This window comes from Flavobacterium daejeonense DSM 17708, assembly GCF_000425425.1.
GTDB lineage: Bacteria > Bacteroidota > Bacteroidia > Flavobacteriales > Flavobacteriaceae > Flavobacterium > Flavobacterium daejeonense.
In genome coordinates, this window is sequence record NZ_AUDK01000001.1 from 361,573 (window position 1) to 376,459 (window position 14,887).

The following is a 14,887-nucleotide window of genomic DNA, read 5'->3' on the forward strand; positions in this document are numbered from 1 at the left end:
TTTCAAACAATCTCTTCCAAGGGGTTTATTCTATTATTTATTTGAATTTATCAAACTCAAGGTATAACTATAGCTGTATTTTGGTGCTCTCAGTAAATATTGCGAATGCGGCAAAGCGCCCCAACTCGTATCACCACCCACTCCGCGTTGTGCTAAATCGACATGTACGAAAACCGTATCTACCGGTTTCACATCATTAGTATGCCGTTGTTGTTTGGTTTTCCCCGGATCTAAAGATTCTGTAGAAACATTTAAAGTACTAAAACCTAAAGCCTGTTCTCCGGTAATTTTCAATCCTAAGCCGTTTTTATTTTGCAAAGAAAACCAACGCGCATCGGTTTTATACCCACATTCCTGCGGACGAATGTATTCCCACACAAATTGATTCGCTACTTTATCCTGATAGATTCCCACAAAAGAAGCTGTTTTTCTGTCAGAATAATTTTCCAATGGTCCGCGACCGTAATAATTCAGGTTTTCAAAAACACCCGGAAGTTGCACACGCATTCCGAAACGTGGCAATTCAGGCAATTCTTTTCCAGTCATATCAATACTGGCAGTTACTTTGATTTCACCGTTATTTTGAATCAGATAATTCACTGTGTAAGCTGCTTTGGCTCCAGCCAAAACATATTGTACGTCAATAGGCAATCCTAAATCGGTTTGTTTTCCTACTGTAACGGATTGTACTTCCGGATTCAAATGAGCGTCTTTCCAAATCACTAATTTCTCCTGCATTTTATTTCCAAAATCATTATCGGTTGGTGCTCTCCAAAAATAAGGCGTTGGAAAATTAGTGATAACTTCAGCATTTTCATTTTTGAAATTATATGATTTCAAAATCCCTTTTGATAAATCAAAAGTTCCGGCAATAGTTTGAGTTTCAAAAACCAATTCGTTGTCTTTTTTCTTCACTTTTAAGTTTTTCTTTTTCGAAATTTCCGCTTTATTTTCCGCAAAGAAATTTCCTTTTCCAATGGCAAATTGCTCTCTTGCCACTTCATGATTTACCGGAACCAAATCGGTAGCGGTTTTTGTAAAAGCATACACATTCAGGAAATATTCTCCGGTTTCAGTCAAGGCTTCAATTGGCAAATCCAAAGTTGCACTTTTCTCAGGAGCACAATCTACATCGAATGTTTTTTGCTGAACAATTACACCATTTTTCACTAATTCAAATTTGAATTGGTACTGATTCAAATTGGTATAATGAAAAATATTTTTGATTGTCAATTGGTTCGAACCTTCCAAGCTGAACAAAATATCCTGATATACTTTTTTCACCTCAGCCAATCCCGGATGTGGCATTCTGTTCGCACTTACCAAACCATTGGCACAAAAATTCTCATCATTTTGCAAATCTTTTCCACCTAAATCACCACCGTAAGCATAGAAAACGGTTCCATTTTCATCCTGAGTTTTGATTCCCTGATCAACCCAATCCCAAATAAAACCACCCTGCATGTGCGGACTACTGCTGATGATATCAAAATATTCCTGAAAATTCCCGTTACTGTTCCCCATCGCATGTGAATATTCACACATAATAAAAGGTCTTGGTTTATCTGCTGCAGCATATTCTTTCATGTACTTAATACTTGGATACATTGGTGCTACAATATCGGTATCTTCATTTTCTCTGGCTTGTTCAAATTGTACCGGGCGCGAGTTATCTCTGGCTTTCAACCATTTATAAGCTTCATAAAAAACAGGTCCGTTTCCACACTCATTACCCATGGACCAGATAATAATGGAAGGATGATTTTTATCCGATTCTAACATACGTTGAATTCGGTCCAAATGAGCCGGAAACCACATTGTTACATACGAAGGATGTTTGGTATCGGCAGAAATATTTTGCCCGTCCACTCCCATGCCATGCGATTCAATATTGGCTTCGTCCACCAAATACATTCCGTACTCATCACATAATTCATATAAATACGGATCGTGAGGATAGTGACTCATTCGGATGGCATTGATGTTGTTTTGTTTCATCAATTCCAAATCTCTGCGCATCGTGGCACGGTCAGGTGCATGCCCTTTGGTTTCATGATGGTCGTGAATATTAACGCCACGAACTAACATTACTTTTCCGTTTACTAACAATTGAGCATTTTTAATTTCTACTTTTCTAAAACCTGCTTTTCTGTAAATCACTGAATTTTCAGCAGGATTAGCCGTTTCTAATTTGATAACATAACTGTACAAATAGGGTGTTTCTGAACTCCATTTATTTACATTAGGAATAACCGAACTAAACTCCACTTCCTTTGTAGCATTGCTTACTTTTTTAGTTTCACTATAGACTTTTTTTCCCTGAGCATCTAATAAAGTCAAACTCAGATTAGCATTTTTAATTTTATTTTGCTGAAAAGCTCTTAACTGAACGGTTGTTTTAAACAAACCGTTTGTGTAGTTTTCATCCAAATCGGCATGCACAAAATAATCCCAAATGGTCAATTTAGGACTTGCCTGCAAATAGACATCGCGCTCAATTCCGCTTAAACGCCAAAAATCCTGATCTTCTAAATAACTTCCGTCATGCCAGCGAAATACCTGAACTGCTAAAAGATTTTCTCCTTTTTGCAAAAAGGAAGTCACGTCAAATTCGGCTGCTGTTTTAGAAGCTTTGGTCATCCCCACTTCTTTGCCATTCAAAAAGATTCGGGCATAACCTGAAATCGAGTTAAAATGCAACAACACTTCTTTTCCTGTCCAGTTTCCCGGCACGGTAAACGTTTTTCTGTAAGTTCCCACCGGATTGTATTCGTTGTTTACAAATGGCGGATTTTTAGGAAACGGATACACAATATTGGTGTAAATAGGAATATCAAATCCCTGCATTTCCCAGTTAGAGGGAACCGTGATGTTCTTCCAGTTTTTATCGTCTAAATTGGTTTTATAAAAGTCCTGAGGTCTGTCGGCCGGTTTTTTAACGATGTTAAATTTCCAATCGCCATTTAAACTTTTATAATACGATGAAGCTTCCGGCTTGTTTGTCGTTGCGATAGCTTCATTTTGATACAAAACAAAAGTAGCCCTCCCTGCTTCTTTGTTTCTGTCAACAATATTTGGGTTTTCCCATTCATTTTGTTGCTGTTGTGCCGAAACTAACTGCACAGCTACCAGCAACGCTAACATAATTCTTCTTTTCATTCTCTTATTTTTAGTGGTTTTTAGTGGTCTTTTTAATATTATTTGTTCCGAATTAAAGGCATTTTTTTTAATTCCAAAACCTGAACCGGTTGTGGCACTACCTTTGCCAATCCTTCTCCGTCGGTTTGAGTGACGTTTTGAGAAAAAATATGTAATTGTTTTTTGGTTGCCCAAAGTTCATTATCAAAATTAGGTTCCCATTGTCCTACCGAATTTGGGCTAATATCTTCTAACTGCCATTGTTTTTGTTTCAAATTGGCATAAGCCAAGGTAATTTTATTGGCTCTTTCTTCATCCCGAAAAAGCAGATACAGCATCGATTTGTTGACCAAAATTTTAGGCCTCGAAATTGGAATTCGCTTGGTTCCGCCGCCACCCAAATGAAAGTTTTTTTTATGAAAGTCACTATTAATCAGTTGCCATTGCCCATCCTTTCTGTACACCACTTTGTATTGCGGAATGCCGTTATTATCCCAATAAGTGGCGATATACGGATTTCCTTTAGCATCTACCGTCATCGATGTTTGATTAATCAGGCTGCTGTTTTGTGGCACCTGCCAGGCTACTTCAGCTGTCGCCTTAGTAATGGGCAATTGGTATTTTTCTCCGGTTGATTTTTGCCAAGTTTGTCCGCCATCAGCTGAAAAAGCATAACAAATGCTGTTATTGGTTGACACATCCCAGCTTTCTCTCCAAACCCAGGAAAGATAAATCCCTTTTTTGCCTACGCAAATTTGCCAATAAGCCGAGCGTTGATTTTCACCATCAATTAGATTATTTTGCAAAGAACTCCACTTTTGGGTTGTAATATCATAGGATTTCATAATCATATTTCCTCTTCCTGAAGCTCCCGAACGGTAGCAAAACAACAAATTCCCATCCGACAGATTATGAAATTCCGGATAGGTTACTTTAGCTTCGTCCGTTCCGGTCATTGGCATTTCTTCACTTAACTCCAGACTAAAAGGTTCAATACTTCTTGCATAGCGTAAACGCGTATCGTGATGATCCCAGCTTACATGAAGATAACCTTTAGCATCGACAGCAATACTAATATCATTGTGGGCATCTTTTACATTGCCGCTGTAAGGCGTAATTAGCGTTTCCCATTTATTAGTTTTCAATTTGCGCTTAGCCAAAACCATTTTGCCATCCGGATTATAATAAGCAGTGTATTGAATTCCTCTAAAAGTAGTTAAAGCTTTATTTCTAAAAATAACCGTATTCACCGAATTATTGCTCCAGCCCAAACCGATTTCGCTCAACTCTGTTTGCAACTGAGCCTGAACAAGAACCGGAACAAACAGCATCAGTAAAACAACCATTGAAACAACAGTTTTTGTTTTTTGCAAGTGTAACAGCAAACAATTTGTTTTCTTCATTTTTTACAAAATAATTCTTTGGATTAACTATTCTATTTCTCTATAAAAAGATTAAAATAAAATAGCATATCTGTTTTTTTTCAATAGTATTTTTAGCAACTAACTAACAAATGTAAACACAACAATTATAATAACAAACCAGCTCCTACCAGTTTTTCAATTTAACTACCGGATACTCTTTGAAACTAAAAAGTTACCTTTTCGAAATGAAACAACTAGAGAAATCCGAACAACATATCTTAAAAACCATACCACTATACACCGGTTTTTTTTATACCTTTACAAGCCGTCAATTTTTCGAATATGAAACTAATATCCATCAGCAAAAGACAAAATCTACCAAAATACAAGCAAATCATTCTGTCGATAGAAATGTCGATTGCTGAAAAAAGACTGAAAAGAGGAGACAAATTACCTTCAGTAAACAAAGTATCTCTCGAATTTGGAATTTCCCGGGACACGGTTTTATTAGCCTATGACGAACTCAAAAAAAGAGGAATTATCTATGCTATTTTAGGAAAAGGTTATTATGTAAAAAGTGAAGATTTTAGTTTTGAACAACGTATTTTCTTATTGTTTGACGAGTTGAATGCTTTCAAAGAAGATTTGTATAATTCTTTTTTAGAAACCATCAACCGAAATGCCCAAATTGACACTTTTTTCCATTATTTCAATCCCGAAGTTTTTAAAAAATTGATTCATGATAACAACGGAAATTATTCAAAATACATCATCATGCCCACTAATTTGGTTAATGCTGCAGCCGTAATCAACACCCTGCCGGAAGAAGATGTTTTTATCTTAGACCAAACCAATCCGGAGCTAAAACACTTTCCATCCGTTCATCAAAACCACCATCAGGACACTTTTAACGCTCTGGAATCAGGCAAAAACAAAATAAAACAATACAAAAAACTCATTTTGATTTTTTCCAGCTACAAACAACCCATTGGAATGCGGGAAGGTTTTATTGATTTTTGTCAAAAAAACCAATTGCATTACGACATCATTTCCAATTTTGAAAACAACGAAATCCAAAAAGGCGACCTTTACATTATTCCGGACGACCGCCATTTAGTAAACGTTATCGAGCAATCTAAAAAGCAAAAATTGGTTATCGGAAAAGATATTGGTATCATTTCATACAATGATACTCCGCTAAAAAAAGTAGTAGGCGATGGCATCACCACTATTTCGACCGATTTCAAAGAAATGGGACGCATTCTGGCCGAATTAATTATGAACAGACAAAAAGAACAAGTTGAAAACAAAAGCAGCCTGATTGTAAGGAATTCTTTGTAACTAAATACCCTAACTAACTTTAAAACAAAACACTAAGAAAAACTGCTTCTCCTTTGCAAATGTTTTCGTTTCGCTTTTATCAGGTTGTACCGCATTTTATCGAGCAACAAACTTATCAGCAAAATTAAAGCCGCAACTATTAATGTTTTCAGTTTCAAATTCAATTTGGAATAACAAAGTCCACCAACTAAACCTCCTGCAAAAAAGAATGCAATAATGTAAATTCGGAGTTTGATATTTTCCTTTAATTTTTCCTTATCAGGATGTAATTCGGGGAAAAACAAATGAGAAACATCAATTCCTAAATCGGTAAACAAACCCGTAAGATGAGTAGTTCTCACTACCGCATTTGAAATTTTTGTCACAAAAGAATTTTGAAGTCCCATCGCAAAAAGCAAAGCGCAAACTATTAAATCAGGAAAACCTTTGACAAAAGAATCGCTTAAAAAACCAATAGCTATCAAGATAAAGAACTCTATAATTGTTGGAAAAACATAGATTTTGAGTTCTTTGTTTTTTCCAAACTTCTCCGTTAAAAACCCCGATGTAAATGAACCCAAAAAGAAAGAAAAGATATAAAGAAAATAAACGGTTCCTTTCCAAAAATCAAAATTTGCAACATCATTTATAAACAAAGCAAAATGCCCTGTAACATTAGTCGTTAGCTGCCTGAACGCCAAAAAACCGCTTACATTTACAATCCCGGCCACAAAGGACAAAACAGTCGCAATTCTCAGATTATGCACTAAGGTTCTTTTTTTGCCCTGATGTCTGAACATTGTATGCGAATTAATTAATTTTCAACATTGTATTACTGCTAAGTTACTAAAACGAACTGAGTAAGAAACAACAAACCCCTAAAAAACATATGCTTTTAGGGGTTTTAAATCTTTTGACATTTTAATCAGCAGAGAGGATGGGATTCGAACCCACGATGCAGTTACCCACATACAAACTTTCCAGGCTTGCTCCTTCAACCACTCGGACACCTCTCTATTTTGAGTTTGCAAATAACTAGAAAAAAATTGAGTTAGAAAAACAAAAAATGAATTATTCTGTCATTTCCCCTCTAAGGGATGTTTCATAAACCGATTTAAAATCTTTTGGCACTATATTTTGACTAAGCAAAAACATCAATTTAGTGATTGCAGCTTCGGTGGTAATGTCTTTTCCGGAAATTACTCCAATCTTTTTCATATCCGAACTGGTTTCATATTGTCCCATATTGACACTTCCGGCCGAGCATTGCGTAACATTAACTACCTGAACACCTTTATTAATTACTTTTTCCAAAGCATTTAAAAACCAACTTTCGGTTGTAGCATTTCCGGAACCGTAGGTTTCTAACACAATTCCTTTTAATTCAGAAATAGCTAAAATAGCGGTAAAAATCCTTTCGCTCATACCGGGAAACATTTTCACAATCACCACATTCGTATCAAATGAATAGCAAACGTTTAATTCTTTTTCTTTGGCTTTAGCCCAAAACAATTCCGGTTTAAAGTTCAAATAAACGCCCGATTCGGCTAATGCAGGATAATTTGGCGAACAAAAAGCATTAAAATTCTCCGAATTTATCTTCGTAGTCCGATTGCCGCGATACAATTTGTATTCAAAATAAAGGCAAACTTCCCGAATTACTGCCTGATTATTTTCGCGCATCGACGCAATTTGGATCGCGGTAATTAAATTTTCTTTAGCATCGGTACGCAAATCGCCAATAGGAAGTTGAGAACCTGTTAAAATAACCGGCTTAGCTAAATTTTCGAGCATAAAACTCAAAGCCGAAGCCGTATAAGACATCGTATCCGAGCCGTGAAGCACCACAAAACCATCAAATTGATTATAATTAGTTTCCACCACTGAAGCAATAGCTCTCCAATGTTCCGGATTCATATCCGAAGAATCTATAGGTTTTTCAAAAGAAAAAGTTTCAATTTCACAATCCAGCTGTTTTAACTCGGGAACTCTTTGTAATAATTTACTAAAGTTGAACGCTTTTAATGCTCCGGTTTTTAAATCCTTTTGCATCCCAATGGTTCCCCCGGTGTAAATCAGCAAAATTTTAGTCCTTGAGTTCATGCGAATATTTCATTTTATTAACCACCGGATTAGCATACATAGCTAATATTCCCTGCCATGCAACAGGATTAGTCGCATCAATTCGTTGTTCCAGTCTTCTAACAAAAACCGCTTTTTCATCCGGCGTATATTGGTTCGAATATTTATCTGTTTCATTCAAAATATCATACGCAATATAATTGGTAGGCCACAACTTATAGCTATTCAGGATTGAATCGTCAATTGCCTGAGCCAAAGCCTGAATTTGTTTATTGACATTATCATTTTCAGCTACAATGGCATCAATTTCCGTGTCTAAAACTTTTCCAATGTGAATGTAAATACGTTTCTTTTGCCCTAAAGCACCACTCAAAATGGTCATAAAATCCTCATTTTCCTGCTTTACATACACTTCATTATTCGCTTCAGCTAATAATTGCGGCATTTTTAAAGCATCAGTAGGATCATATTCATAAGAAATAGAAACCGGAACTATCTTTAATTTTTTGAAATAATCCATCAAATTAGCCTCATCAGAAGCCATTCCTATCATTTTTAAAACGCCCGGATTAGTGGCATCATTTCCGTCTTTGGTTCTTCCCTCACGTTGCGCAATCCACACCGAACGGTTTTCATGCAACAACAATTGATTAATATATTCGGATAACAATTTAGAACTTTGCAACATTTCTCTTGGTCCCAAACCACGTTGCACCAAAAAGTTTCTATTCAATTTAGCCAAAACATGCAAAAATGGCTGTTTTACCAAATTATCTCCAATTGCAGAAGCCGTCATCACCAAATCATGCTCAAACAAAGTAGCATTGAGCAAAGTGGTATCTAACAAAATGTCACGATGATTGGAAACAAACAAATAGGAAGTGTTAGGTTCTAAATGTTCGAAACCGGAAGTAGATAAACCTTCTGAGCTTTTTTCCAGTACTTTTTGAACCGATTGGTAAATAAAATTACACTGAAAATCACGAATCGAATGCGTTTTCAACAATTGTTCTTTCCAAACTTCATCGGCTAGATCAGGAAAAGAGAAATTCATCAGAGACTTTAACATCGGGTGATGAAGTACTTCTTTAATCGCTTTATTTATTTCGGTATCATAATAGGGCCGAATCTCGTCAAACTTTTGCATTATTGGTATTATTAAAAAACAAATGAACAAAAAAAATATTAAACTTTTGCGAATCACGTTTTAAATCCCAAAAATTGCTTTCGAATTTTCGGTAGTGATTCGGGCAATTTCATCGGCAGAAATACCATAAAGCGATGACAATTTATCCATTACCTTAACCAAATAACTGCTTTCATTTCTTTTTCCACGGTACGGAACCGGAGCCAGATAAGGTGCATCAGTTTCTAAAACAATATGTTGAATATCAATTTGATTCAAAAATTGGTCAATTTTTCCATTTTTAAAAGTGACTACTCCGCCAATTCCTAATTTCATATTATAAGACAAAGCCTGAAGCGCCTGCTCATAAGTTCCGGAAAAACAATGAAAAATCCCGAATAAATCATCTGATTTTTCTTCTTCCAAAACCGCAAAAACTTCATCAAAAGCTTCCCGACAATGAATAACGATAGGTAATTGGTATTTTTTGGCCAGCTGAATTTGTCTTTTAAAAGCAATTTGTTGCTCTTTTAAATGGGTTTTGTCCCAATACAAATCGATTCCAATTTCGCCAATAGCGTAGAATTTTCTTCTCTTTAATTCATCTTCAACAAATAGCAATTCGTCCAGATAATTTTCCTTTACATGCGTAGGATGTACTCCGGTCATCAAAAAAATATGCTCCGGATATTTCGCTTCCAAATCATACATAGCAGCGGTGTAAGCCGAATCGATAGCAGGAATAAAAAAACGAGTCACTCCGGCATCAAGGGCTCGTTGTATCATTTCGTCTCTGTCCTGATCAAATTCTTCGCTGTATAAATGGGTGTGGGTATCGGTAATTATGGGTTTTGTTTCCAATGCTGAAATTTTAATGCTGCAAAATTGCAAAGATTTTTAAAAACTAACCACAAAAGGCACAAAAGTTTCTTCTCAATTATATTTAAAAACAAAAAACACAAAGTGTAAAATCTTTGTGTCTTTTGTTTTCCTTTGTTTCTTATGTGTTTAAAAACTTAATCCAGCTTATCCAACAATTCCTGAACCTGATTATAATTCTCATAATCCAAAGGAATCGTCAATAAGATTTCTTTGCAGGATTGATAATCTTTTTGTTTTAATTTGGCCAAAGCCAAAGCATAAATCGCTTTGTTTTTATAAACCGAATTACCCGATTTTATCTGGTTAAACGCTGCTTCGGCTTGTTTTATTTGGTTATTTTCCAATAAGGAAATCCCATAAAAATACTGGATTTCAGCCGATTTATTTTGTCTCAAAGCAGCCTCAAAAAGCGGAATTGCCTTTTTATAATTCTTAGTATTAAAAGCATTTTCAGCTTCTTTTACAAGCTCTAACCCCTCGCCTCTTTCAGTTAAATAGGCATTCTCAAACTGATTATAATCTTCAAATTTAGGTTCGGAAGGATGAAACAAAAACAAGCCCAATAGCAAAATTACCGTAGCCGCTGCCATATAAACATACGGTTTCATCAAAATAAGTTTCGATTTTTTAGGTTTGAAATAGTCCCGGGAAATATTTTTCAAATTAGCTTCAAATGTCTCTCGGTCCACTGCAAAATCAAATTTGGTTTCCAGTTGCAATTGTACTTCTTTGAAAGTTTCAAATTCTAATTTCAATTCTGCATTCTCAGAAAGTTGCTTTTCAAAATCCAACCGGTCTTTTTCAGACAATTCGCCCTGAAGATATTGATCAAACAATAGATATATTTCTTCTTTCATGGCTCCTGTTTTTTTAATGATTTAAAACTACTGTGCTCTTGAATCCACTGCGCCAACTGACCCGTACAGAGCGATTTTTTCTTCCTCACATAAGCATAACTCACATTTAGTTTTTGAGCTACTTCTTCCATAGATTTTAATGTAAAACTCCATTTTAAAACTTCCTGACATTTTTCGCCTAATCGCTGGAACATCGCGTCAAAGAGTTGTTGCTTTTCTTCAAATTGTTCTGTTTGCTCAAGCATTTCTTCGGTGGGTTCATTAACAGATGTAAAATCATCGGCTATTGTTACCCTTTTATTGGAAGTTTTTTTGAGTTCATTCAACCATTTTCTTTTGCATAACAAAAAAAAGTACGCATCAAAAGGACAAGTCAGCTGCAATTTACCAGCCTTTGCCTGATTAAACAGTAAAATCATTATTCCCTGAACCACATCCTGCGCCTGATCTTCATCACCCGAATTATTCCTTATATAGGAAACCACTTTGGGAACATATTTTTTATAAATACTATGAATAATGGCCGAATCATTATTCGCTAAACCTTCTATTAGATATTGATCAGCGTGCAGCTTGTTATTTGTCATAGAAAAAAATTTATCGAAAATACAAAAAATTGGGTTAACAATTTTAAAACCATTTTGATATAGCACTGTAAAGGTTCTTAAAACATTAAGGTAGCTAAGTCAAAAAAAAGAATCTGAAATAAATCCAAATTAAAGGGGTAACAATTAAAAACCCAAGTTGATATAGCAATATAAAAACAGATTAAAAAAAGAATCTGAAATAAATTCAGATTAAAGGGGTAACAATTTTTACAGCTATTTGATATAACAGTATAAAAACCTTTAAAATTATTTTTTGAAAACAGGGGTAACAAAACAAAACCCAAATTGATTTAATCCTATAATTAACAACCAAATCTGAAAACCACTTGAAAGAATCAAGCCAGATTTATAAAAACTAGAAATTATGAAAACAAATTTTAGAAAAATCGGACTTTTAATATTCGCTTTGACAACTTTCGCAAGCTGCGATAACAGCGACGGAGATGATATCAAACTTTCGCCTCCAACTGCAGCCGCTTTTAAAAGCATCAGTGAAAAAGGCTTAAAAAGAAACACACAAAATTTTACCATGACAGCGGGAAATGGAGTGGTAACTTTAACGTCCGCAAAGGGTGTCAAGCTTTACATTAACGGAGATTGTTTGACTAAAAACGGAAATCCAGTTACTGGACAAGTGGACATCGAATATATTGAACTTTTTGATAAAGGAAATATGTTAGTGACTAACAAACCAACAATGGGAATTATGCCTGACGGAAACCGAAACTTACTCATTTCCGGAGGAGAATTCTTTATCAAAGCCACTCAGGACGGAAAAGAATTAACAACTGGTTGTAACATCACTTTAATGGTTCCGGCCGATCTTACCGGAGGAGTTGACAACGCTATGACTTTATGGAAGGGAATTATTGACGACGAAGGAAATTTAGCCTGGGAAGACGCCCGTAACGATGGTGCCAACGGAAAAGGAGGCGTTCAGGCCGAAGGAAACAACTATTATGTGAGTTTTGGAAACTTTGGCTGGACAAATGTGGATAAATTCTACAGCGACCCAAGACCTAAAACTACGATTCTTGCCGATGCTCCGGAAGGATATGACAATACTAACAGTGCCATTTACTTATCTTATGATGGCGAAGGAACCAATGCCTTAGCAAAACTGGACACTTACACTACTGAAGGATTATTCAGCGAACACTACGGACAAATTCCAATTGGTTTAGCCTGTCACGTAATTTTTGTAACCGAAGAAAACGGAAACTGGAGATACGCTATCAAAGGAGTAACTGTTCAGGCTAATGATGTGTACACTTTTACAATGGCTGAAACTACTGTTGGCACCGAAGCCCAATTAATTGCCGCAATCAATGCGATCCAATAAAGATTCCCAAATTTAAATTCTGAAAAAAGTGGTGATTTGCTCATCACTTTTTTCTATTTTTAAAAGTTTTTAAACCAACCAATTAAGAATTAGTAGCTTATTCCTGCTGTACGCTATATCTTTTATGTCTTAAAGAAAGCCATAAAAGGATGCCGCTTCCATCAGGGCTAAAACCAGATTTGATTATGAAAAACCATCTTTCTTTTCTCTTTCTTCTTTGTTCTTTGCTCTTGTTTTCACAAAAAAAAGTCAAAGACACCATCACCCGAAGAGCAAATATTATTTATAATCAAAGTGGAAACAGCGTTTCATACAAACCCGAAACACCACCATTGATTCCCATTGCCGGCGCACCAAAACCGAGTTTCTCCTATTTATGGGAATTTGGCGATGGCACTTACAGTAAAGCAGCCGAACCTAAACACAACTACAAAAACAAAGGAACTTACACTACCCGATTAACCGTAACCAACAATTACGACAACGGAAAACCGCCCGCTACCCGACCAAAAAAAGTAGTAGTCAACGATATTTTGGACAAAAATTTTGATGAAATCGCCTCCATTGCTAATCAAAAGGGCTTTTCATTACAAAAAAATTGCGACCCCATTCCCGACCAACAAATGGAAGTAATTCTGAGTTATCAAAATCTGGAAAACTATGTTACAAGCGGAAAAATATATTTGTTTTACAACGAAACCCAATTCAAAGACAACAACTTCGAGTTAAGCAGTTTCAGAACCTATGCCGGCGAAAGAGAAGTAAAAGAAAATACTTTTGCTGTTGCTAACAACATCGACAAAACAAATACTTATTTGACCTCAAACGACAATTATTTACCAATAAAAAAATACAGAAACACCACCACCGAAGAAGATTTGGACGCGAGTTTAGCCGAAGCACATAAAACCTTCAAAAATGTTTCGATATTAGAATTTGACGAAGCCAATCCGCAGGAAACCCGCAATGTTTTTTATACTTTCAAAACCACTCCTGAAATGCTGAAAGATACCAGCGCCACCATTACGATGCGCGGTATTTATGTTCCTAATCGTAGTTTTAAAAACCATAAAGTAAAAAATCTGGAAATGGAAATTGTAACTTCACACGACCCCAACAAAATGGGTTCTAACGGAAGTTTTATGAATTACAGATTGGTTCGTTTTAAAAGAGTCAACTTCAAAACCCGTTTTCAAAACAATGGCGAAGGCCCGGCCAGAATGATTCGCCTGGAAACCGATATTCCGGATATGTTTGACAAAAAAACCTTCCGCATTGAAGGCATGTACCCCGAATGTCCGATTTGTCCAAAAGAGGAAATACCAACTACCAGCTGTCTGGATACTATAATTAAGCAAAAACAAATCTTTTTTACCTTCAAAAACATTTACCTGCCGGGAAGCGAACAAAAAAATGTAAAAGAAAAAGACAGCACCAAAGGTTTTGTAAAATACTCCCTGAAATTCAACAAGGATTTTCACAAAGTAAATACCAAGAGCAGAACCGCTATTATTTTTGACAAAAACGAACCCATAATCACTAACTACGCCACTACCCGATTTCTACCCGGAATTTCTATTGGGGCTAAAGCCGGTTATAATTTTTATCCTAATCTGGAAAAATCGACCAGTTATTTTGCCGGATTTACTATTTCTCCTTATAAATCCTATCGCTTTTATTGGCAGGCTGAATTAATCAACAGCAAAAACGATTACAATTCGAATACAACCATAACCAATGGTTTTACCACCACGGCTAACGGAGTACGCCAAGCGACAAGAACTACTTCTACTTCAAGTTATTCCAATTTTAACAACGAAATTCCGCTACTCATTCGATACAATATCAACAACTACATCGGAATTGGAGCGGGAATACAAGCTAATATCAATGCTTCGCAAAAAGAGGAACGCTACACTAAAATAGAAACTTTTGAAACCGAAAAACCCGATTCTCCTATTATTAAAACGCAGGAAATCAGCGTTTCGGGCAGCAAAACTTTCACCAATTTCAAATCGGGATTATTATTTGATTTAACACTGGGTTTTGCCCGCATCGGCCCGAGTTTAGGAGGGCGCTATGTGATGAATTTTAAAGAAAATTTTAATTATGTTCAGGTTTATGGAATATGGAAGTTTTAGTTCATTAACCACATAAGTCACAAAAGT

At 35.9% G+C, this 14,887-nt stretch carries 11 protein-coding genes and 1 tRNA gene; 3 read left to right on the plus strand and 9 right to left on the minus strand.

Annotation, left to right across the window (positions count from 1 at the left end):
- Window positions 1-33: 33 nt before the first annotated feature.
- Both H599_RS0101530 and H599_RS19020 read right to left on the minus strand, forming a co-directional pair.
- Window positions 34-3,159 carry a glycoside hydrolase family 2 TIM barrel-domain containing protein gene (locus H599_RS0101530; RefSeq protein WP_026712500.1) on the minus strand — a complete coding sequence of 1,042 codons (3,126 nt, stop codon included), beginning with the start codon at window positions 3,157-3,159 and terminating at the stop codon, window positions 34-36.
- A gap of 38 nt (window positions 3,160-3,197) precedes the next feature.
- Window positions 3,198-4,541 (minus strand): BNR repeat-containing protein, encoded by a 1,344-nt coding sequence (locus tag H599_RS19020; protein WP_245600471.1) that lies wholly within the window; start codon window positions 4,539-4,541, stop codon window positions 3,198-3,200.
- A 303-nt stretch (window positions 4,542-4,844) separates the two neighbouring features.
- Here H599_RS19020 and H599_RS0101540 point away from each other — a divergent pair, with 303 nt between their 5' ends.
- A complete protein-coding gene (locus H599_RS0101540; protein ID WP_026712501.1) occupies window positions 4,845-5,843 on the plus strand; it encodes a GntR family transcriptional regulator in 999 nt (332 codons plus the stop codon).
- Window positions 5,844-5,875: 32 nt separating this feature from the next.
- On the opposite strand, the gene H599_RS0101545 is transcribed toward H599_RS0101540, so the two are convergent.
- The 7 genes from H599_RS0101545 to H599_RS0101575 all read right to left on the minus strand — a co-directional run bounded on the left by H599_RS0101545 (window position 5,876) and on the right by H599_RS0101575 (window position 11,356).
- A complete protein-coding gene (locus tag H599_RS0101545) occupies window positions 5,876-6,622 on the minus strand; it encodes a YoaK family protein (protein ID WP_026712502.1) in 747 nt (248 codons plus the stop codon).
- A 129-nt stretch (window positions 6,623-6,751) separates the two neighbouring features.
- Window positions 6,752-6,838, minus strand: a tRNA-Ser gene (locus H599_RS0101550).
- 55 nt (window positions 6,839-6,893) lie between these two features.
- Window positions 6,894-7,925: an asparaginase gene (locus H599_RS0101555; protein WP_026712503.1), complete on the minus strand. Its 1,032-nt coding sequence runs from the start codon at window positions 7,923-7,925 to the stop codon at window positions 6,894-6,896.
- Entirely contained in the window at window positions 7,909-9,051 is a 1,143-nt protein-coding gene (locus tag H599_RS0101560; RefSeq protein WP_026712504.1) for a 1-acyl-sn-glycerol-3-phosphate acyltransferase, read from the minus strand. Before H599_RS0101560 ends, H599_RS0101555 begins: the two co-directional genes overlap by 17 nt.
- Window positions 9,052-9,111: 60 nt before the next feature.
- Window positions 9,112-9,891 (minus strand): TatD family hydrolase, encoded by a 780-nt coding sequence (locus H599_RS0101565; RefSeq protein ID WP_026712505.1) that lies wholly within the window; start codon window positions 9,889-9,891, stop codon window positions 9,112-9,114.
- A gap of 155 nt (window positions 9,892-10,046) precedes the next feature.
- Window positions 10,047-10,769: a tetratricopeptide repeat protein gene (locus H599_RS0101570; RefSeq protein WP_026712506.1), complete on the minus strand. Its 723-nt coding sequence runs from the start codon at window positions 10,767-10,769 to the stop codon at window positions 10,047-10,049.
- A complete protein-coding gene (locus H599_RS0101575; protein ID WP_026712507.1) occupies window positions 10,766-11,356 on the minus strand; it encodes an RNA polymerase sigma factor in 591 nt (196 codons plus the stop codon). The genes H599_RS0101570 and H599_RS0101575 overlap by 4 nt, the downstream gene beginning before the upstream one ends.
- A 385-nt stretch (window positions 11,357-11,741) precedes the next feature.
- On the opposite strand from H599_RS0101575, the gene H599_RS0101580 reads away from it, so the two are divergent.
- Window positions 11,742-12,719 carry a hypothetical protein gene (locus H599_RS0101580; RefSeq protein ID WP_026712508.1) on the plus strand — a complete coding sequence of 326 codons (978 nt, stop codon included), beginning with the start codon at window positions 11,742-11,744 and terminating at the stop codon, window positions 12,717-12,719.
- A gap of 185 nt (window positions 12,720-12,904) precedes the next feature.
- Entirely contained in the window at window positions 12,905-14,860 is a 1,956-nt protein-coding gene (locus H599_RS21345; RefSeq protein WP_026712509.1) for a PKD domain-containing protein, read from the plus strand.
- Window positions 14,861-14,887 lie beyond the last annotated feature (27 nt).

Coding starts and splice junctions, on each gene's coding strand:
- H599_RS21345 (WP_026712509.1), top strand. CDS start 12,905: ATGAAAAACCATCTTTCTTTTCTCTTTCTTCTTTGTTCTTTGCTCTTG.
- H599_RS0101570 (WP_026712506.1), bottom strand. CDS start 10,769: ATGAAAGAAGAAATATATCTATTGTTTGATCAATATCTTCAGGGCGAA.
- H599_RS0101555 (WP_026712503.1), bottom strand. CDS start 7,925: ATGAACTCAAGGACTAAAATTTTGCTGATTTACACCGGGGGAACCATT.
- H599_RS0101530 (WP_026712500.1), bottom strand. CDS start 3,159: ATGAAAAGAAGAATTATGTTAGCGTTGCTGGTAGCTGTGCAGTTAGTT.
- H599_RS0101545 (WP_026712502.1), bottom strand. CDS start 6,622: ATGTTCAGACATCAGGGCAAAAAAAGAACCTTAGTGCATAATCTGAGA.
- H599_RS0101580 (WP_026712508.1), top strand. CDS start 11,742: ATGAAAACAAATTTTAGAAAAATCGGACTTTTAATATTCGCTTTGACA.
- H599_RS0101575 (WP_026712507.1), bottom strand. CDS start 11,356: ATGACAAATAACAAGCTGCACGCTGATCAATATCTAATAGAAGGTTTA.
- H599_RS0101560 (WP_026712504.1), bottom strand. CDS start 9,051: ATGCAAAAGTTTGACGAGATTCGGCCCTATTATGATACCGAAATAAAT.
- H599_RS0101540 (WP_026712501.1), top strand. CDS start 4,845: ATGAAACTAATATCCATCAGCAAAAGACAAAATCTACCAAAATACAAG.
- H599_RS19020 (WP_245600471.1), bottom strand. CDS start 4,541: ATGAAGAAAACAAATTGTTTGCTGTTACACTTGCAAAAAACAAAAACT.